This is a genomic window from Micromonospora sp. WMMD1155, from assembly GCF_029581275.1.
GTDB lineage: Bacteria > Actinomycetota > Actinomycetes > Mycobacteriales > Micromonosporaceae > Micromonospora.
Genome location: NZ_CP120742.1, coordinates 4,466,710 through 4,485,219, shown reverse-complemented (window position 1 = coordinate 4,485,219; position 18,510 = coordinate 4,466,710). Strand labels below are relative to the sequence as shown.

Sequence of the window (18,510 nt, the reverse complement as noted above, 5' to 3'; positions counted from 1 at the left end):
CACGTGCCCCTGCTGTACGACCTCACCAAGCTGACCGTCGGCACCGCACTGCGTCTGGGCTGGCGGCCTCACGTGGAAGGGCTGGAGCATCTGCCCCGTCGCGGCGGCGCGATCCTCGCCGGCAACCACCTCTCCGTCGCCGACGAGTTGTTCCTCGTCACCGCGACGCCCCGACATGTGACGTTCTGGGCCAAGGCGGAGTACTTCACCGGCCGCGGTCCGGGCGGCTGGCTCAACCGCCGGATCGTCGCCGGCATGGGCGCCATCCGGGTCGACCGCGCCGACGGTCGGGCCGCCCTGCGCGCCCTCGACGCCGCCGTACCGGTGCTGCGCTCCGGCGGCCTCGTCGCCGTCTATCCGGAGGGCACCCGTTCCCCCGACGGACGGCTCTACCGGGGTCGGGTCGGGATGACCAGGCTGGCCCGCGACGCCGAGGTGCCCATCATCCCGGTCGGCGTCGTCGGCACCGCCGAGGTGCTGCCGGTCGACGCGCGACTGCCCCGCCGCCACCCGGTCACGCTGCGGTTCGGCCCACCCATCCCGGTCGCCGACCGGATCACCGGGCCCCGCGACATCAGGACGATCACCGACGAGGTGATGGCCGCGATCCAGAAGCTGACCGGCCAGGAGTACGTGCCGCGCTACGCCCCGCCCCGGGAGAGCTGAGGGCGCCGGTCAGCCGGCGAGCAGTGCCGCCATCCGTTCCGCCTGCGCCTCCCAGCGCCATTCGCGCTCCACCCACGCCCGGCCGGCGGCACCCAACTGGCGGGCCAGGTCCCGGTCGGCGAGCAGCCGGGAGACCCGGTCGGCGAGCTGGGCGACGTCCCGGCCATGGACGACGTAGCCGGTCTCGCCCTCACGGACCGCGTCCGGCGCGCCCCCGGAGTCACCGGCCACCACCGGCAGGCCGGTCGCGGACGCCTCCAGGTAGACGATGCCCAGCCCTTCGACGTCGAGCCCACGGTTGCGGGTGCGGCACGGCATCGCGTAGACGTCGCCGGCCGCGTAGTGCGCCGGCAACTCGGCCGACGGCACCGAGCCGGTGAACACCACGTCCCGTTCCACACCGGTCTGCCGGGCCAGCTTCTCCAGGGTGGCCCGGTACGGTCCACCGCCGACGATCAGCAGCGCCGCGTCCGGCACCCGACGGCGGATCTCCGGCAGTGCCCGGATCAGCATGTCCTGGCCCTTGCGCGGCACCAACCGGGACACACAGACCACCACCGGCCGATCGGTCAACCCGAGCCGAGCCCGGACCGGCTCACCGTCCACCGTCGGGTGGTAGGTGTCCACGTCGACGCCGGGCGCCAACCGGCGCAGCTCAGTCACCCCGTCGAGCACCCGGGCCAGCCGGCTGCGGGTGTACTCACCGAGGTAGGTGGTGACGTCCACACCCCGACCGATGCGCCGCAGCGCCGGCCGGGCAGCCGGCAACGCCGCCCAACCGACCTCGTGGCCGTGGGTCTGCGCCACCACCCGGCGTACGCCCGCGCGTCGGCGCAGACCGGCCGCGAGCAGCCCCAACGGGGCCGCCGCGCCGAACCACACCGTGTCGCAGTCGTACGCGCGAGCCAGCCGCGCCGCCCGTCGGGCGATCAACGGGGTCGGCAGCAGCACCCGGGTGCGTTCCCGGATCACCTCGAACGGCTGGTCGGCGTCGAACTTCGCCGACCCTCGCCAGTTGGACGCGTACACCACCACCGAGCCGGCCGGTTGCCGCACCGCGAGGTTGTGCACGAAGGACTGGATCCCGCCGGGGCGGGGCGGGAAGTCGTTGGTGATCAGCAGTGTGCGACTCATCGACCGGCCTCCCGGGCGTACGCGCGGGCGGCGGCCATCCGCTCCACTGTGGACGGGTGCGAGGCCGAGTAGAGGTATTCCCAGCGCGGCGGGTCGGGGTCGCCGAGATTGACCGAGCCGAGCCGCCGCTGCATCGACTCGAAGGCATCCGGGTCACCGGTGAGCGCGAGAGCGTGCGCGTCGGCCCGTGCCTCCACCCGCCTCGACATCAACGCCTGCACCGGCGCGGCCACCAACCCGGCCACCGTGACCAGGGCCAACAGCAGGGGAAACGCTCTCGGATGGGCGACCGAGTCGACACCGGCCAGCCGCAGCAGCGGCCCCCACGAGCCGAGCAGGTAGAGCGCCACCACCGCGGCGGCGGCTCCCAGCGCCCCGGTCAGCGTGCCGACCGCCACGTCGGAATCCTTGGCGTGCCCCAACTCGTGCGCCACCACTGCGGTCACCTCGGCCGGTGTCGCCTCGGTCAGCAACGTGTCGTAGACGACCACGCGCCGGGTCGGGCCGAGACCGGAGACGTACGCGTTGACCGCCTTGGTGCGGCGGGAGGCATCGGCGACCAGCACGTCACGCACCGGCACCCCGTCCCGGGCGGCCATGCTCATCAGCTCGGTGCGCAGCGGCCCCTGCTCCATCGGCGTGAACCGGTTGAACACCGGCTCTACCAGCACCGGCAGCACGAACGACAGCAGGATCACCAGCACTGCCGCGCCGCCCGCGCCGAACGCCCACCACCAGCGCGGCGCGAGCCGGATGACCGCGTAGAAGCCGAACAGCGCCACCGCGCCGATCACCGCGCTGACCGCGTACGACTTGAGCAGGTCGACCGCCCAGCCGCTCCAACCGTTGGTGCTCAGCCCGTAGCGGGTGAGCACGCTCTGCCGCCAGGCGGCGAACGGAAGTGTCACCAGGTCGGCGACGAGCACCACGGCCAGCCCGCCGAGCACGGCCTGCGCGGCCCAGTGCCCACCGAAGGGCCGGCCCGCCAGTTCGATCAGGCGGCTGCCCAGCGGGGTGAGCCCGAGCGCGAGGGCGACCAGCAGCCCGACGGCGAGCGCGGTGTAGCTGCCGGGGCGCAACGCGGACCGGAACTCCCGCCCCCTGGCCACCTGCTCGGCCGGCAGGTCACGCAGCGCCGCGAGCTGGTCGGCCCGGGGCGCCGGCGGTCGGTGCCAGGGGATGAGCAGCGCGGCGATCACGACCAACGCGACGGTCAACCCGGCCAGGGCCAGCAGCGCCCACCCGCGCGGGGTCACCGCGACACCGCCCGGGGGGCCGGGTCGCCGCCACCGAACGCAGCGCCGCCGACAGCCGTGCCGTCGTCGCGTCGTACCCCGCTCATCCCGCCGCTCCTCCCGCCGTGACCGCCCATCCTATGGCCCGCGAAAGGCGCGCATCGGGCGCGGTGTCGCGCTCGGCCACCCGGTGCCCGGCGCGACAAACCATGGCGCGCGGTGCCGCCCTCAGGCCACCCGGCGACCCGGCGCGACCACGATGGCCGCGCGGTGCCGCCCCCAGGCCACCCGGCGACCCGGCGCGACCACGATGGCCGTGCGGTGCCGCTCTCAGGCCACCCGGCGGGTGGCCCGGCGGCCGGTGGTGGCGCGGTGCGCGGGCACCTCCAGCACCTCCACGTCGAAACCGGCCCGGGCGAGCACCTCGATCGCCTCCACCTCGGCGGCGACCAGCCCGGCCGCCGGGGACGTGTCGTCGAACAGGGCGGCCAGCAGGCAGCCGGAACAGTCGTCACCCCGCCTCGCGCACCCGTCGCAGTCGATGAGCATGAACGCCTCCTGGATCGCTCGCGGCGGGCAGTCGACGCCTTGTCGTCGCCACCTGAGCACCGTCGGTCACATCGACGCTAACCACCGGGTACGACAGAACCGTCGCCACCGACCCGTTGCGGGCGAGATCCCCTCCAGATCAGCGATATCGGGGTAACCCGACCACCCGGACACCGCGACATCGGCGATCTGGCGTGGATCATCCGTCAACGCCGACAGGTCCGCGGGGACGGTGACGAGGGCCCGGCCTGGTCAGCCCTGCGCGTCGAGATCCCGCAGCGCGAAGCGGAGGTGCTGCCACTCCTCGTTGAGAATCACGTGAAGGCAGCGCCGGACGGACACGATGTGCTCCGGCCACCACGCGCTCGGCCGAGACTCGGCGAGCAGGTCCGGCGTGACGGTCGCGAGGAAATCGCGCACCATGGCCTGGCGCTCGGCCCGCACCCGGAGGACCACCTCGAAGGTCGGCTGCTCCGTGGCGAAGACCGACATGTCGAAGCCGTCGGTCTCATACTCGACGTGCGACTGACCGAGCGGGTGGAACGGCTGCGGCAGGCGCAGGATCGCCTTGCCCAACCACGCGTCGGCGGCGAACACGAGATGACGCAGCGTCTGCGCGAACGACCACTCGCCGTCGATCGACACGTCGACCGCGCCCTCGGGCATGGCGAGGACCCGGTCGACCGCCGCCGCCCAGGCTCGTTCGGCCGCCGCCCACCCCGCCCGGAGATCGGCGGGTTCGCCGGCCTGCCTGAGGTCGCGGCCGGGGAACCGCCGGTCGAGCTCGGCCTCGACGAGCGGCACGACGTCGACACCGTTGACCAGGAGCGTGCCCTCGGCCAGCCATGGCGCGTCGATGTGCAGACCGTCCACGTCGACGCCACGCATCACCGCGCCCGCGAGTGTCGAGCGGTTGAACCGTGCTTCCCGCAGATCCTTGTCGACGAAGACCTTCACGTCCTCCGGCACCATCGCGCCTCCCATCCCCGTGGTCGCGGCGATGCTAACGCTCAGGTCCGACACGCGCCGGCAACGCGCGGTCAGGAGCGGGCGAGCCGCCGCAGCAGCGAGTCCGCGCCCAGCGGGTAGGCGCCGTGCCGGCGTACCCCGTCGGCGACCTCGCGGTCGGAGGACACCACGACCACCGGGCGGCCGGCCGGCTCGGCACGGACCAGCCGCCGGATCAGCTCGTCGGCGGTCTCGCCCTTGCGGGAGAAGAGCACCCGAACGCCGCGCGGCGCGGGTGGCAGCCCGTGCATCCGCTCGGCGCCGTCGAAGACGACGGTGACCTCGTCGCCGGTCTGCGCGGCGATGCCGCCGAGCCCGGTGATCAGGCGTTTGCGCTGCTGCTCCAGGGACATCTCGCCGAAGCCGCGCTTGGTGACGTTGTAGCCGTCGACCACCAGGTGTGCCCGGGGCAGGGCGAGCAACTGGTCGAGCCGGGCCGGGTCGTCGGTGTCGCGGGCGCGGGCGGCCGGGTTGGCCGGTGCGGTGCCCGGCTGCTCGGCGAACGCGTCGGCCACGAAGTCGGCGGGGAGTTTGTCCACCGGGTCGAGTGCCAGCTCCCGGCGCAGGCCGACGGCGGCCTGGCCGATGGTCTCCAGCAGCAGCCACAGCCGGGCGTCGTCGACCGAACGCGCCTCCTTGGCACTCGCCCGGGCCACCCCGGCGGCGGCCTCCGCCTCGGCCAACCGGGCCCGGGCCCGGCGTAGCTCGGCGTCCACGTCGGCGCTGGCCCGTGCGGCCCGGCCACGCTCGGTGGCCAGCAACTCGGTGGCCTTGCGCTCGCGGGCCTGGGTCTCCCGCAGGGTACGGGCGACCTGCCGGGACTCCTCGCGGAGCTGTCCCAACTCCTCACGGACGCGGGCCAACTCGTCGCGCAGTTTCTCCGCCTCGACCCGTGCCACCGCCCGGTCGTGCTCGGCGCGGGTGGCGCGCTGCTCGGCCTCCCGGACCAGTTCGGCGACGACCGCGCTGTCCGCCTCGGCGCGAACGGCGGCGCCGCTGGCGTCGATCAGCTCCCGCCAGCCACGCGGGCGGGCGAGGTACGCCAGAGCGGCGACCTCGACCGGGTCGGCGGCGGCGGGCGCGGTGCCCTCGACGACGGCGGCTCCGAGGTCACCGGCGTCGGCCAGGACGCGGGCGGTGACCCGCTGCCGGAACAGCGGGTCGGCGGTGAGCTGGGCGGCGATGACGGGCGCGCCGAGCCGGGCCCGCCGGTTGGGGGCGAACTTGGCGACCCGGCGCAGCGGCACCGGCACCTCGTCGGCGGGCAGCGTGGGCAGCACCGCGGCGGTCAGCGTCACGATCCGCTGCCGGACCGGCTCGGGCAACGTCGGCTCCGGCTCGACGGCGCCGCCGTCAGCGGTAGCCGTCGGGTCGGATGCGTCGGATGTCTCGCTGACTACGTTGTCGTCCGGGTTGCCCGAGGCCCCGTCGAGCGCGACCAGATCCTCTTCTGGGAGGTGGTCGTCGTGCGGCTCGGCGAGGGGCATGTGGCAAGTCTCCCACCGCGAGCGGGCCCACCGCCCGGTGAGTGAGCCGATCTCTCATCCTAGCCCCATGGTGACTGGTGGGGCGCATGCGACGGGAGTGTCGGACCAGGGCGCTAGCGTGCCGCCGATGGCACAGGCGGAGTACGTCCAGGAGTCCCTCGCTGGTCTCGACCCGGCGGTGGGTGGGGTCGACCCGGCGCTGCCGCTCTACGCGACCACCTTCGTGGTGGTCGACCTGGAGACCACCGGCGGCGCGCCGGACGGCGGCGGCATCACCGAGATAGGCGCGGTGAAGGTGCGCGGCGGTGAGCAGCTGGGTGTGCTCGCCACGCTGGTCAACCCGGGTCAGCCGATCCCGCCGTTCATCACCGTGCTGACCGGGATCACCCAGGCGATGCTGCTGCCGGCGCCGCCGATCGAGCAGGTGCTGCCGAGCTTCCTGGAGTTCATCGCCGACGCGGTGCTGGTGGCCCACAACGCCCCGTACGACGTGGGGTTCCTCAAGGCCGCCTGCGCCAAGCACGGCTACCGGTGGCCCAACCCCCGGGTGCTGGACACGGCGGCCCTGGCCCGCCGGGTGCTGACCCGCGACGAGGTGCCCAACCGCAAGCTGGGTACGCTCGCCGCTTACTTCCGCACCACCACCCAGCCCACCCACCGGGCTCTGGACGACGCCAAGGCCACCGTCGACGTGCTGCACGGGCTGATCGGTCGGCTCGGCGGCCACCGGGTGGACACGGTCGGCGACGCCATCGAGTTCGCCCGGGCGGTCAGCCCGACGCAGCGCCGCAAACGGCACCTGGCCGAGGGGCTGCCCAAGGTGCCGGGGGTCTACATCTTCCGGGCCGCCGACGACCGTCCGCTCTACGTGGGCACCTCCGTCGACATCGCGACCCGGGTGCGCAGCTACTTCACCGCCGGGGAGAAGCGGGCCCGGATCTCCGAGATGCTGGCCGCCGCCGAGCGGGTCGAGGCGGTGGAGTGCGCGCACTCGTTGGAGGCGGAGGTCCGGGAGTTGCGGCTGATCGCCGCGCACGCCCCGCCGTACAACCGACGGTCGAAATACCCGGAGCGGATGGTCTGGCTCAAACTGACCGACGGTCCGTACCCCCGGTTGTCGATCGTCCGTGACCTCTCCCCCACCGACACCGCGTACCTCGGGCCGTTCACCTCCCGGCGCGCCGCGGAGCTGGCCGCCGCCGGGTTCCACGACGCGGTGCCGCTGCGCCAGTGCACACACCGGCTCTCGCTACGCACCGTGACGCCGGCGTGCGCGCTGGCCGAGCTGGGCCGCTGCCCGGCACCCTGCGAACACAAGATCACCCCCGAGGAGTACGACCACCGCGCCGCGCAGCCGTTCCGCACCGCCACGGCCGCCGACCCCCAGCCGGTGGTGGACGCGTTGCTCGCCCGGATCGACGTGCTCTCGGCCGACCAGCGTTACGAGGACGCGGCGGTGGTGCGGTCCCGACTGGCCGCGGTGCTGCGGGCCACGGTGCGGATGCAGCGGTTGGCCGCGCTGACCGGGATCGTCGAGCTGGCCGCCGCACGACCCGCCGCGCGAGGTGGCTGGGAGTTGGCGCTGGTCCGGCACGGTCGGCTGGCCGGTGCCGGGGTGTCTCCGCCGGGTGCCCACCCGCGGCCCACGTTGACCGCCATCCGGGCCACCGCCGAGACGGTGTCGGGTGGGCACGGCCCGGTGCCGGCCGCCACGGCGGAGGAGTCCGAGCGGATCCTGTCCTGGTTGGAACGACCGGAGACCCGGCTGGTGGAGATGTCCTCCGGTTGGTCCTCGCCGGCCGGTGGGGCGGGGCGGTTCCGTGACCTGCTGGCGAAGGCCGAGAACGGCTCGTCCCAGCAACTCTCGACCGAACGCTCATGACCAACTGACCGATCGGACTACGTCGACTCGCTTAGGCTGTTAGAGAAGTGCAGTCCTGCCCGATTCGTGGGCCTGCTCCCGCCGCCGGCCTCCGGCGGTGTGGAGCCGGGGTGAGGAGGTGTCCCTCGTGGACGTCGACGCCGGACACGGCGCCGCCCTGGGGGGCGCCCTTCCGACACAGCCGGGCGAGCTGCCGCTCGCCCGCCGGCTGCGGTCGTTGCTCAGCTGGCCGACCACCGACTCCGACCCGGTCACCCACCTGGTGCGCACCCACCGGGGGATCCACGCCGGCACCGACCCCGCGGTGCTGCGCCGGGCGTACACGATCGCGGAGAACATGCACCGCGGGCAGTTCCGCAAGAGCGGGGAGCCGTACATCACCCATCCCCTCGCGGTGGCGCAGATCTGCGCCGAGCTGGGCATGGACTCCACGACCCTGGTCGCCGCGCTGCTGCACGACACGGTGGAGGACACCCGCTACACCCTCCAGGCGCTCTCCGAGGATTTCGGCGGTGAGGTGGCCCACCTGGTCGACGGGGTGACCAAGTTCGACAAGGCGTTCTACGGCAAGGCCGCCGAGGCGGAGACGATCCGCAAGATGATCGTGGCCGCCGCGAAGGACGTCCGGGTGCTGATCATCAAGCTGGCCGACCGGCTGCACAACATGCGCACCCTCGGGGTCCGCTCGGCCTCCTCCCGGGAACGGATCGCCCGCAAGACCCAGGAGGTGCTGGTCCCGCTCTGTGACCGGCTGGGCATCCAGACCCTCAAGCGCGAGTTGGACGACGTGGTGCTGCTGCACCTGGAGCCCGACGAGCACGCCCGGCTGGCCCGACACGTGCACGACCGACCGGGGTGGGACGCGTACCTCGACTCGGTGGTCGCCCGGGCCCGGGTCGCGCTCAAACGCAGCCGGGTCGACGCCGAGGTCAGTCCTCGTCCCCGGCACCTCTACTCGATCTGGAAGGACACCATCGCCGGCAACCACACGGCTCCGTACGACCTGCCCCGCATCGTGGTGGTCGTCGACGGCCCGGCGACCGACTGTTACGCCGCGTTGGGCGCGATCCACGGCACGTGGCGACCGATCCCCGGCCGTTTCAAGGACTTCATCGCCTCACCGAAGAACAACCTCTACCGGTCGCTGCACACGAGCGTCTGCGGCCCGCAGGACCGCACCGTCGAGGTGCTGATCCGCACCGAGGAGATGCACCGCTCGGCCGAGTACGGCATCGCCGCCGACTTCCGCTTCCCGCGCTCGGGCAACAGCGGCAGCGCGGCGGCCCGCGCGGAGCAGTTGGACTGGCTGCGCCGGGTGCTCGACTGGGAGCCGGACGCCGCCGACCCGGCGCAGTTCTACGAGTCGCTGCGCTGCGACCTCGCCGAGGGCCAGATCCAGGTCTTCGCCGACGGGCAGCAGGTCGTGCTGCCGGCCGGTGCGACCCCCGTCGACCTGGCGTACGAGCTGGGCAACGAGCGGGGTGATCACTGCCTGGCCGCCCGGATCAACGGTCGGCTGGCCCCGCTCAGCTCGGAGCTGGACGAGGGCGACGTGGTCGAGATCTTCACCGAGAGTGACGGCGACAACGGGTTCGAGGCCGGGGTGGCGCCACGCGGCCCCCGCCGGGAGTGGCTCAGTTTCGTCAAGTCCCCCAACGCGCAGATGCAGATCAACAGGTGGTTCGCCGAGCACACCGAGCCGGGCATCACGATCAGCGACAAGGTCCGCCTCGGGCGGGCCACCATCGGGCTCGCCCTCCGGCAGCACAACCGCGGCCTCGCCAGTGACCTGCCCCTGTTGCGCCTCTCCGAGGAGTTGGGCTACCCCGACCTGGAGACCATGCTGGTCGCCGTCTTCGACCGGGTGATCGAACCGGACACCGTGGTACGCCAGCTCATCGACCTGGTCGACCATCGACAGTGACCCGGGCCGGCCCCGGCGCGTCCGAAGGACATTCGTGACCACTAGCCTGGAGTCATGATCCCCCGCTCCCGCGCCACCGGTCGGGCCATCTTCTACCAGGCCTTCTACCGAATGCCGCTGCCGGTGCGTCGGCGGCTGGTCCGGCTGGCCGTGCCCAAGTACATCGTCGGCGCGGTCACCCTGGTCCGCGACGCCGAGGCGACGGGCGCGGGCCGCCTGCTGATGCTGCGCCAGCCACCCGGCAAGGGTTGGTCCCTCCCCGCCGGCCTGCTGAACCGCGGCGAGGCCCCGGTGGCGGGGGCGGCCCGGGAGCTGTTCGAGGAATCCGGCATCCGGCTCCCCCCGTCGCGGCTGCGCCCGGCCACGCCGAACGCGATCGTGCACGCCAAGGGCTGGGTGGACATGGTCTTCGAGACCGAGGTGCCGGCGTCCACCACCGAGCTGACCGTCGACGGCGGTGAGGTCTTCGAGGCCGCCTGGCACCCGCTCGACGACCTGCCCAAGCTGACCTGGCCGACCGCCCGGCTGCTCGCCTACTACGACATCGGGCCGCTGGCCGGGCAGTTCCCGCCACCGGTCCCGGACGACCTGCCATGACCGGCGCGGCGGGCGTGCCGGCGGAGCTGTGCGCGGTGGTGCTCGCCGCCGGCGAGGGCACCCGACTGCGCCCGCTCACCGAACAGGTCCCGAAGGCACTCTGCCCGGTGGGCAACGTGCCGCTGCTCGACCGCGCGTTGGCCCGGACGGCCGGGCTGGGCCTGACCGGTCCGGAGCGGGTCGCGGTGAACGCCTGCTACCTCGGCGACCAGGTCGTCGCGCACGTCGGTGACCGCGCGCACCTGTCCGTCGAGGTGGGCGACCCGCTGGGCACCGCGGGCGGGGTGGCCAACCTGCGGGACTGGATCGACGGACGGCCGGTGCTGGTCGGCAACGCCGACGCGTACCTCGCCGACCCGGCGGCCGCGCCCGGCCGAGACGTGGCCGCCCTGCTCGACGGCTGGAACGGGTACACCGTTCGTCTGCTGGGCCGGCCCGCCGCGAACCCGACGGCGCCGGGCACCTTCGACGGGCACTGCTTCACCGGCTTCTCGCTGTTGCCCTGGCGACTGGTCCGCGACCTGCCGGTCGTCGTCTCCGACCTGGTCCACGCCGTCTGGCGCCCGGCGGAGGCGGCAGGCGCCCTGGAGGTGGTGCCCTATCCGGGCACCTTCTTCGACACCGGCACCCCGCCCGACTACCTGGCGGCCAACCTGCACGCGGCGGCCGGCGGCACCCTCGTCGACCCCACCGCGACGGTCACCGGCCGCTGCGTGGAGGCGGTGATCGGCGCGGGCGCACAGGTCGACGGCGACGTGCTGCGCGGCGTGGTGTGGCCGGGCGCGACGGTCCGTGACGGGGAACGGCTGGTCGACGCCGTCCGGTTCGGCGACGGCCGCACCGTGCCCGCCGCCGCCTACAGGTAGCCCGACGGCTCTGGTCGGCAGCCCTCGCTCGGCCCGGCCGGAAAACATCTAGCATGGGCGACGACGCCGACGAACGGAGAAATGTCCCGTGATCACCGCGATCGTGCTGATCGACTGCGCCACCGACGCGATCCCCGAGGTGGCCGAGACCCTGGCCAACCTCCCCGGCGTGAGCGAGGTCTACTCGGTGGCCGGGCACGTCGACCTCATCGCCATCGTCCGGGTCCGCGAGTTCGACCAGATCGCCCAGGTCATCGCGGGCAGCATCTCCAAGGTGCCGGGAGTGCTCAACACCGAGTCGCACATCGCGTTCCGCGCGTACTCCCAGCACGACCTGGAGGAGGCGTTCGCGATCGGCCTGGCCGGCGCCGACTGACCTGCCCGCCCGTTCGGGGCTCACCGCACGCACGGCGGCCGGTCCACCGCTCGGGTGGACCGGCCGTCTGCTGTCGCTACGTCAGCTCTCGCTGGGAGCCGGCGTCTCGGTGGTGCCGCCGCCCGGGGCCTCGGTGTTGCCACCCGGAGCCGGCGACTCGGTGCCGGTGCCGCCCGGAGCCGGCGACTCGGTGCCCCCGGTGACGCCCGGGCTGGGCGTACCGCTGGCGCTGGTCTGCGGAACCGGGATGCCCAACTGGTTGGCGAGCTGCACCAGCTCGTCGTAGTGCGCCTGCAGCGTCGGCAGGGCGGTCTGGGCCAACTGGACCACCGACTGCTCGGAGCCCTGCGAGATCTCCGTCTGGGTGGCCTGGATGGCCTGGACGTGACCGGCCAGCTCACTGGTCACCCAGAGCCGGTCGAACTCCGCACCGCTGGCGTTGTTCAGCTGGTCGATGACCGCCTGCTGGTCGGCGGTTGGCTCGTTCGGCAGTTCCACGTTGAGCTGGGACGCGGTCTGCTGCACCGTCTGGTCCAGCTGGGTGTGGTCGGTCTTGAACATCGCACCCAGGTCCTTGACCCCCTGGTTCTGGCCCTTCTGCTGGGCCAGGTCACCGGCGGTGATCTCGAACAGGTTGACCTGGTGAACCGCCTGCAGGTACTGGGTGTCCTGCGTCGACGGCTGTGCCGCGGCCTGCGCGGCCGCGGCCGGCGCGACGCCGACCAGTACCAGCGCGGCCAACAGGCCGAGGCGTTTGATACCCAACATGCTTCCCCCCCTTGAGACGTTGGACCGCTCGGATACCCGGCTCACCGGGGTTATTCCTGCGATCGCCCGGCGCGCGGGGTCGGCCGGTCCTACCGTGGCCGTCCGACTCCGCCTCGGATGGGCGTCGGGTACGGAAACGACGTGACGCCCGCCGGAAGACCGGCGGGCGTCACGTGACGGTGCGATCGGGCGATCAGCGACGGCTCTCGCCGCTGCCGATCTCCTCGCGCTCGGGTCGGGGCTCGACCGGCGGGTGCCCCGGCGAGACCGGTGCCTCGACCGGCTTCTCGATCGGGTAGAAGAAGCCCCGGATGGCCGGCCCGAGGGCACCCAGCCGGTTCATCTTCTTCGGAACGACCCAGCCGACGTAGTCCAGCTGGCCGTGACCGTCGGCGTGCCCGTTGGACGCGCTGAGCGGCTGGTGCACCTCGACGAACCGGCCGTCCGGCAGGCGCCGGATGATGCCGGTCTCCACGCCGTGCGCGAGCACCTCCCGGTCGTGCTGCTGCAGACCCAGGCAGAGCCGGTACGTGACGTAGTACGCCAGCGGTGGGAGCACCAGCAGACCGATCCGGCCGGCCCAGGTCATCGCGTTCAGACTGATCTGGAACTTGTCGGCGATCACGTCGTTGGCGCCGGAGAGCGTCAGCACGATGTAGAACGCGACGGCCATCGCGCCGACGGCGGTGCGGGCCGGAGCGTCCCGGGGCCGCTCGAGCAGGTTGTGGCTCTGGTAGTCCTTGCGCTGCCGCGCTTCCAGGAACGGATACATGGTCGACAGACCGACCAGGATGCCCGGCAACACGACAGTCGGCCAGAACAGCGGCGGAATCACGTACCCGTCACCGATCGGGATGGGGATCTCCCAGGCCGGCATGAGTCGGGTCGAGCCGTCGAGGAACATGACGTACCAGTCGGGCTGGCTGGCGGCGGACACCACCCACGCCTCGTACGGGCCGAACAGCCAGATCGGGTTGATCTGGAACAGGCCGCCCATCAGCGCGATGACGCCGAAGACGACCATGAAGAAGCCGCCCTGCTTCAGCGCGTACCGCGGGAACATCCGCTCGCCGACCACGTTGTTGTTGGTCCGACCGGGGCCGGGCCACTGGGTGTGCTTCTGCTTGAAGACCAGCCCCAGGTGGACGCTGATCAGCGCGACCAGCAGGCCCGGGATGAGCAGCACGTGGGCGATGAAGAACCGGCTGATGATGATCGTGCCCGGGAACTCGCCGCCGAAGACCGACGAGGTCACCCAGGAGCCGATCACCGGGATGGACAGCATGATCGCCGAGGCGATCCGCAGGCCGGTGCCGGAGAGGCCGTCGTCCGGCAGCGAGTAGCCGGTGAAGCCGGCCAGGAAGCCGACCCAGAACAGCAGCGAACCGATGATCCAGTTGGTCTCGCGCGGCTTGCGGAAGGCGCCGGTGAAGAAGACCCGCAGCATGTGCACGACGATCGCGGCCATGAACAGCAACGCCGCCCAGTGGTGCATCTGCCGCATCACCAGACCACCGCGGACGTCGAACGAGATGTCCAGGCTGGAGGCGTACGCGGCGGACATCGGGGTGCCCTGCAACGGCGCGTAGCTGCCGTCGTAGACCACCTCGGTCATCGCCGGCTCGAAGAAGAAGGTGAGGAACACACCGGTCAGCAGCAGCACGATGAACGAGAACAGCGCGATCTCGCCGAGCAGGAACGACCAGTGGTCCGGGAAGACCTTGTTCAGCAGCTTGCGCAGCGGAGTGGCCACCGCGAAGCGGTCGTCCACTCCCACCGCGGCCTTGCCCGGCGTCGCCGCCAGGTCCAACTTTCGACGCTTCACGGCCGCTCCCAGAAGTCAGGCCCGACGGTCTCGGTGTAGTCGGACTTCGCCACGAAGAAGCCCTCGGAGTCCACCTCGATCGGCAACTGCGGCAGTCGCCGGCTGGCAGGGCCGAAGACAGGCGTGGCGTTGTTGGTGATGAGGAACTGGGACTGGTGGCACGGGCAGAGCAACCGGTTGGTCTGCTGCTCGTACAGGCTGGCAGGGCAGCCGGCGTGCGTGCAGATCTTGGAGAAGGCCGCGTAGTTGCCCCACATGTAGTCGCCGTGGCCGATGCCTTCGTTGGCCCGACGCGACTCCTGCGCGTCGGAGTCGCGGAGGTGGATCAGCAGCGTCGGCGAGTCGGCGTGCTTGTTGCTCACGCCGTGATCGATGCCGGGGAAGACGGTCAGCTGGCCACCGGCGCTGATGTCCTCCGGACGGACCGGACGACCATCCTCGCGGACCAGGCGGATCAGCTCGCCGCCCTCGGCCGGAGCGAACCCGGTGGTGAACATCTGGTTGTTCTTGTGCGGCTGCGAGATCAGACCGCCGACCAGCGGGGCGGCGGCGACCGCGGCGACCGGCGCGAGACCGGCCAGCAGCGAGATGCCCAACAGCGGGCGACGCTTCACACCCAGCTCATCGGCCATGTAGAGCATGGTCTGGCCGGTGATCGTACGGCCTTCCTCGTCCACCTGGCCCTCGTGCCGGTCCTGGATCGAGACCTCCTTGGGCAGCAACTTCTTGCCCCAGGTCAGGATGCCGAAGCCGACGGCGAGCAACGCCACGCCGAGAGTGAGACCGAGCAGCGGGGTGTAGAACTTGTCGCCGCCACGGCCGGCCTCGTACTGCCACGGCCACCAGATGTAGATGGCCAGGAAGGCGGTCGCGGCCAGACCGGTGATCAGGAAGAACCCGGCGACCACCCGGGTCAGCCGACGCTCCGCCTTGGTGCCGGGCAGCACCTGCGGCTCGTAGTGGACGATCTCGATGTCGTCCCGCCGCGCACCCTCACGAACGATGTCGAACCGGGTCAGCTTGGGGTCGTTCACGTCGAGCGGCTCCCGGCCCTGCGGGGCCTGGTGCTCGGTGTGGGTGCTCATGCCGTCACCTCGCTACGGGTGGTGCCCAACAGCACCACGGCACTGAAACTGAGTATCCGCTCGGTCACGACTTGCCCGCAATCCACAGGCTGGCGAAGACGAGCGCCACGATGCCGACCAGGAAGATCGCCAGACCCTCGGTCGAGGGGCCGTACCGCCCGAGGTTGAAGCCGCCCGGGTCCTGGTCGTGCTTCAGCGTCTCCTGGATGTAGGCGATGATGTCGGCCTTCTGCTCCGGCCGGAGCTGGTTGTCGCCGAACACCGGCATGTTCTGCGGGCCGCTCAGCATCGCCGCGTAGATCTGACGGTCGGTCGCGGGGTGCAGGCTCGGGGCGAACTTGCCCGAGGAGAGCGCGCCGCCGCCACCGCCGAACGCGTGGCACTGCGAGCAGTTGATCCGGAACAGCTCACCGCCGGCCGCGATGTTGCCGTCCTCACGGAGGTCGTCGCCCTCGGGCACGACCGGGCCGCCACCCAGCTCCTGGATGTACTGGGCCAGCTGACGGGTCTGCTCGTCGGTGAAGACGGGGGGCTTGCGGTGGGCCTGGGCCTCCTGGCGGGCCAGCGGCATCCGCCCGGAGCTGACCTGGAACTCGACCGAGGCCGCGCCGACGCCGATCAGGCTCGGCCCGCGGCCCTCGACACCCTGGGCGTTGCGGCCGTGGCAGGTCACACAGCTCACGTCGAACAGCGCCTTGCCCTCGGCGGCGGCGCCGGTCAGCTGCGGGTTGTCCTGCGCCTGGGCACCCGGGGCGAAGACGGTGTAGGCGCCGCCGGCGAGCATCAGCGCGGCGATCAGCCGGACCGCGGCGCCCAGCCGGCGGCGGCCCCTGCTGCGCGCGGCGGGCCGCTCGCGCAACCGCGCGAGCAGACCGCGTCGGCGGTCGTTGTCAGAAGTCATGAGCGGTGTCCTTAACCGGTTGGACCTGTCTCAGGGGACGGAGCAGCAGTACGGAACGTGACGCGCAAGATCACTGAAGCCAGTAGATCATGGCGTACAGCCCGATCCACACGACGTCGACGAAGTGCCAGTAGTACGACACGACGATCGCCGAGGTCGCCTGCGCCGGGGTGAACCGGCCCATGGTCGTACGGACCATGAAGATGATGAAGGCGATCAGACCGCCGGTCACGTGCAGGCCGTGGAAGCCGGTGGTCAGGTAGAACACCGACCCGTAACCGTCTTCGTTGATCTTGACGCCGTCGGCGACCAGGTGCCGGTACTCGTTCAGCTGGCCGAGCACGAAGATCAGGCCCATCACGAAGGTGACGGTGAACCAGCGCCGGAGCGCGTGCACGTCACCCTTCTCCGCCGCGAAGACGCCGAGCTGGCACGTCACCGAGGACAGCACCAGGATCACCGTGAAGGTGGTCGCGTACGGGATGTTCAGCGCCTCGGTGTGCTTCTCCCACTGCTCCGGCGCAGCCGCGCGGATCGAGAAGTACATCGCGAACAGCGCCGCGAAGAACATGAGTTCGCTGGAGAGCCACACGATCGTCCCGACGCTGACCATGTTGGGTCGGGTCAGAGAGTGGATCCGGCTCTTGTCAATGGCTGGGGCCGCAGTCACGCCGTCATTATTGCCCCTGACCGGGGCCGGCGATCAGCGGGGTGGCAAACGTGCGCCTTCCGTGGCCCGAGCGTCAGGGTCCGGTTCGCCTGGCCTAGCCTGAAAAGCGTGCTGCACGTCGATCCGATCTTCGCCGCCACCTCGACACCGCCGCCGTTCACCGTCGGCGCGGTGCTCACCGAGACCCGGCTGGACAGCTGGCTGGCCCTCGGCCTGGTGCTCGCCGCCGGCCTGTACCTCTACGGGGTGTACCGGCTGCGCCTGCGCGGCGACCGCTGGCCGATCGTCCGTACCGTCTTCTTCCTCGGCCCCGGCCTGGGCGGCATCGCCCTGGTCACGGTCAGCGGGCTGCACGCGTACGACACCGCGCTGCTGTCCGTGCACATGATCCAGCACATGGTGCTGTCGATGGTGGCGCCGATCTTCCTGGCGCTGGGCGCGCCGATGACCCTCGCCCTGCGCACCCTGCCGGTCGGGCCGCGCAAACGGCTGCTGGCGATCGTGCACAGCCGGATCGCCCGGGTCTACAGCTTCCCGCTGGTGGCGTTCGCCATCTTCGTGGTCAACCCGTTCGTGCTGTACTTCAGCGACCTGTACCGCTACACCCTCGAACACGCCTGGGCGCACGAGCTGGTGCACGCCCATTTCATCATGACCGGCTGCGTGTTCTTCTGGCCGCTGCTCGGGCTCGACCCGCTGCCCGGCCGGTGGCCGTACCCGGCTCGCGCACTGCTGATGCTGCTCTCCGTGCCGTTCCACACCGTGCTCGGTCTCACCATCATGCAGAGCAGCACGCTCTTCGGCGGCGACTGGTACCCCTCGCTCAACCTCGGCTGGGTCGACCCCTGGCAGGACCAGGTGGTCGCCGGCGGCATCCTCTGGGCCGGTGGCGAATTCGTCAGTGTGACCATGCTCGCGGTGCTGGTGGTCCAGTGGGTCAAGCAGTCCGAGCGCGAGGCCCGCCGGGTCGACCGCGAGCTGGACCGCCAGGAGGCCCGCGAACGCGCCGCCGACGCCGCGGCCGCCTGAGCTGCCCGGACGGTACGCCCCGACGCGCGGCGGCGGGCGGGATGTCGGCTACGTCACGCCGACCGGTACGATCGGCGGGCAGCTACCAGGTGAAAGCGGAAGGTCGGCATGAGCGATCGTCTTTGTACCGTCCTGCTCTACAGCGACGACCCGCAGGTCCGTGACCGGATGCGGTTGGCCGTCGGCACCCGTCCCGCGCCCGGGCTGCAGATCGAGTTCGTCGACGCCTCGACCTACGCGGAGACCATCCGGCTGGTCGACGACTACGAGATCGACCTCCTGCTGCTCGACGGCGAGGCCAGCCCCGGTGGCGGCATCGGCATCGCCCGGCAGATCAAGGACGACCGGGACGACGCTCCCCCGACCTGCCTCGTGATCGCCCGCGCCGCCGACCGATGGCTCGCCGCGTACGCCGAGGTCGACGCCACGCTGGTGCACCCGCTCGACCCGGTTACCACCGGCGGGACGGTGGCCGAGCTGCTGCGGACGCACGCACCCGCCTGACGTC

Annotated in this window: 18 protein-coding genes; 8 read left to right on the top strand and 10 right to left on the bottom strand. The window is 71.8% G+C overall.

What is annotated here, in order from left to right:
* Positions 1-3 precede the first annotated feature (3 nt).
* Positions 4-666 carry a lysophospholipid acyltransferase family protein gene (locus tag O7617_RS20735; RefSeq protein ID WP_282257508.1) on the top strand — a complete coding sequence of 221 codons (663 nt, stop codon included), beginning with the start codon at positions 4-6 and terminating at the stop codon, positions 664-666.
* A gap of 9 nt (positions 667-675) precedes the next feature.
* Here the strand turns inward: O7617_RS20735 and O7617_RS20730 are convergent, their stop codons facing one another.
* The 5 genes from O7617_RS20730 to O7617_RS20710 form a co-directional block, all read right to left on the bottom strand.
* On the bottom strand, positions 676-1,800 hold the full coding sequence (locus tag O7617_RS20730; protein ID WP_282257506.1) for a glycosyltransferase family 4 protein: 1,125 nt from the start codon (positions 1,798-1,800) through the stop codon (positions 676-678).
* Positions 1,797-3,056, bottom strand: coding sequence for a M48 family metallopeptidase (locus tag O7617_RS20725; protein ID WP_282257505.1), 1,260 nt, complete (start codon positions 3,054-3,056; stop codon positions 1,797-1,799). Before O7617_RS20725 ends, O7617_RS20730 begins: the two co-directional genes overlap by 4 nt.
* A 309-nt stretch (positions 3,057-3,365) precedes the next feature.
* The gene (locus O7617_RS20720; RefSeq protein ID WP_282257504.1) at positions 3,366-3,584 is read right to left on the bottom strand and encodes a hypothetical protein; all 219 of its coding nucleotides are present in this window, start codon (positions 3,582-3,584) and stop codon (positions 3,366-3,368) included.
* Between the two features lie 252 nt (positions 3,585-3,836).
* Positions 3,837-4,556, bottom strand: coding sequence for a DinB family protein (locus O7617_RS20715; RefSeq protein WP_282257503.1), 720 nt, complete (start codon positions 4,554-4,556; stop codon positions 3,837-3,839).
* 68 nt (positions 4,557-4,624) lie between these two features.
* A complete protein-coding gene (locus O7617_RS20710; RefSeq protein WP_282257502.1) occupies positions 4,625-6,079 on the bottom strand; it encodes an NYN domain-containing protein in 1,455 nt (484 codons plus the stop codon).
* A gap of 127 nt (positions 6,080-6,206) precedes the next feature.
* On the opposite strand from O7617_RS20710, the gene O7617_RS20705 reads away from it, so the two are divergent.
* The 5 genes from O7617_RS20705 to O7617_RS20685 all read left to right on the top strand — a co-directional run bounded on the left by O7617_RS20705 (position 6,207) and on the right by O7617_RS20685 (position 11,724).
* Positions 6,207-7,961 (top strand): DEDD exonuclease domain-containing protein, encoded by a 1,755-nt coding sequence (locus tag O7617_RS20705; protein ID WP_282257501.1) that lies wholly within the window; start codon positions 6,207-6,209, stop codon positions 7,959-7,961.
* A 127-nt stretch (positions 7,962-8,088) separates the two neighbouring features.
* On the top strand, positions 8,089-9,885 hold the full coding sequence (locus tag O7617_RS20700; protein WP_282264811.1) for an HD domain-containing protein: 1,797 nt from the start codon (positions 8,089-8,091) through the stop codon (positions 9,883-9,885).
* Positions 9,886-9,939: 54 nt separating this feature from the next.
* On the top strand, positions 9,940-10,482 hold the full coding sequence (locus O7617_RS20695) for an NUDIX domain-containing protein (protein WP_282257500.1): 543 nt from the start codon (positions 9,940-9,942) through the stop codon (positions 10,480-10,482).
* A complete protein-coding gene (locus O7617_RS20690; RefSeq protein WP_282257499.1) occupies positions 10,479-11,348 on the top strand; it encodes a sugar phosphate nucleotidyltransferase in 870 nt (289 codons plus the stop codon). Before O7617_RS20695 ends, O7617_RS20690 begins: the two co-directional genes overlap by 4 nt.
* Before the next feature lie 88 nt (positions 11,349-11,436).
* Entirely contained in the window at positions 11,437-11,724 is a 288-nt protein-coding gene (locus O7617_RS20685; RefSeq protein ID WP_282257498.1) for an Lrp/AsnC ligand binding domain-containing protein, read from the top strand.
* A gap of 81 nt (positions 11,725-11,805) precedes the next feature.
* Here O7617_RS20685 and O7617_RS20680 read toward each other — a convergent pair whose 3' ends face one another.
* From O7617_RS20680 to O7617_RS20660, 5 genes are all read right to left on the bottom strand, one after another.
* Positions 11,806-12,492: a DUF4142 domain-containing protein gene (locus O7617_RS20680; protein WP_282257497.1), complete on the bottom strand. Its 687-nt coding sequence runs from the start codon at positions 12,490-12,492 to the stop codon at positions 11,806-11,808.
* A 193-nt stretch (positions 12,493-12,685) separates the two neighbouring features.
* On the bottom strand, positions 12,686-14,317 hold the full coding sequence (locus O7617_RS20675) for a ubiquinol-cytochrome c reductase cytochrome b subunit (protein ID WP_282257496.1): 1,632 nt from the start codon (positions 14,315-14,317) through the stop codon (positions 12,686-12,688).
* Entirely contained in the window at positions 14,314-15,402 is a 1,089-nt protein-coding gene (locus O7617_RS20670; RefSeq protein ID WP_282257495.1) for a Rieske 2Fe-2S domain-containing protein, read from the bottom strand. Before O7617_RS20670 ends, O7617_RS20675 begins: the two co-directional genes overlap by 4 nt.
* Positions 15,403-15,466: 64 nt before the next feature.
* Entirely contained in the window at positions 15,467-16,303 is an 837-nt protein-coding gene (locus O7617_RS20665) for a cytochrome c (protein ID WP_091407516.1), read from the bottom strand.
* Positions 16,304-16,373: 70 nt separating this feature from the next.
* Positions 16,374-16,973 carry a heme-copper oxidase subunit III gene (locus O7617_RS20660; RefSeq protein ID WP_238642380.1) on the bottom strand — a complete coding sequence of 200 codons (600 nt, stop codon included), beginning with the start codon at positions 16,971-16,973 and terminating at the stop codon, positions 16,374-16,376.
* A 99-nt stretch (positions 16,974-17,072) separates the two neighbouring features.
* Here O7617_RS20660 and O7617_RS20655 point away from each other — a divergent pair, with 99 nt between their 5' ends.
* Together O7617_RS20655 and O7617_RS20650 are read left to right on the top strand one after the other, a co-directional pair.
* The gene (locus O7617_RS20655; RefSeq protein ID WP_282264810.1) at positions 17,073-18,002 is read left to right on the top strand and encodes a cytochrome c oxidase assembly protein; all 930 of its coding nucleotides are present in this window, start codon (positions 17,073-17,075) and stop codon (positions 18,000-18,002) included.
* Positions 18,003-18,110: 108 nt separating this feature from the next.
* The gene (locus tag O7617_RS20650) at positions 18,111-18,506 is read left to right on the top strand and encodes a hypothetical protein (RefSeq protein WP_088988339.1); all 396 of its coding nucleotides are present in this window, start codon (positions 18,111-18,113) and stop codon (positions 18,504-18,506) included.
* Positions 18,507-18,510: the final 4 nt, after the last annotated feature.

Bases quoted from the DNA above. Each gene is read 5' to 3' on its own strand.
- O7617_RS20690 (WP_282257499.1), top strand. From the start codon at position 10,479: ATGACCGGCGCGGCGGGCGTGCCGGCGGAGCTGTGCGCGGTGGTGCTC.
- O7617_RS20710 (WP_282257502.1), bottom strand. From the start codon at position 6,079: ATGCCCCTCGCCGAGCCGCACGACGACCACCTCCCAGAAGAGGATCTG.
- O7617_RS20650 (WP_088988339.1), top strand. From the start codon at position 18,111: ATGAGCGATCGTCTTTGTACCGTCCTGCTCTACAGCGACGACCCGCAG.
- O7617_RS20695 (WP_282257500.1), top strand. From the start codon at position 9,940: ATGATCCCCCGCTCCCGCGCCACCGGTCGGGCCATCTTCTACCAGGCC.
- O7617_RS20720 (WP_282257504.1), bottom strand. From the start codon at position 3,584: ATGCTCATCGACTGCGACGGGTGCGCGAGGCGGGGTGACGACTGTTCC.
- O7617_RS20730 (WP_282257506.1), bottom strand. From the start codon at position 1,800: ATGAGTCGCACACTGCTGATCACCAACGACTTCCCGCCCCGCCCCGGC.
- O7617_RS20705 (WP_282257501.1), top strand. From the start codon at position 6,207: ATGGCACAGGCGGAGTACGTCCAGGAGTCCCTCGCTGGTCTCGACCCG.
- O7617_RS20670 (WP_282257495.1), bottom strand. From the start codon at position 15,402: ATGAGCACCCACACCGAGCACCAGGCCCCGCAGGGCCGGGAGCCGCTC.
- O7617_RS20680 (WP_282257497.1), bottom strand. From the start codon at position 12,492: ATGTTGGGTATCAAACGCCTCGGCCTGTTGGCCGCGCTGGTACTGGTC.
- O7617_RS20715 (WP_282257503.1), bottom strand. From the start codon at position 4,556: ATGGTGCCGGAGGACGTGAAGGTCTTCGTCGACAAGGATCTGCGGGAA.
- O7617_RS20665 (WP_091407516.1), bottom strand. From the start codon at position 16,303: ATGACTTCTGACAACGACCGCCGACGCGGTCTGCTCGCGCGGTTGCGC.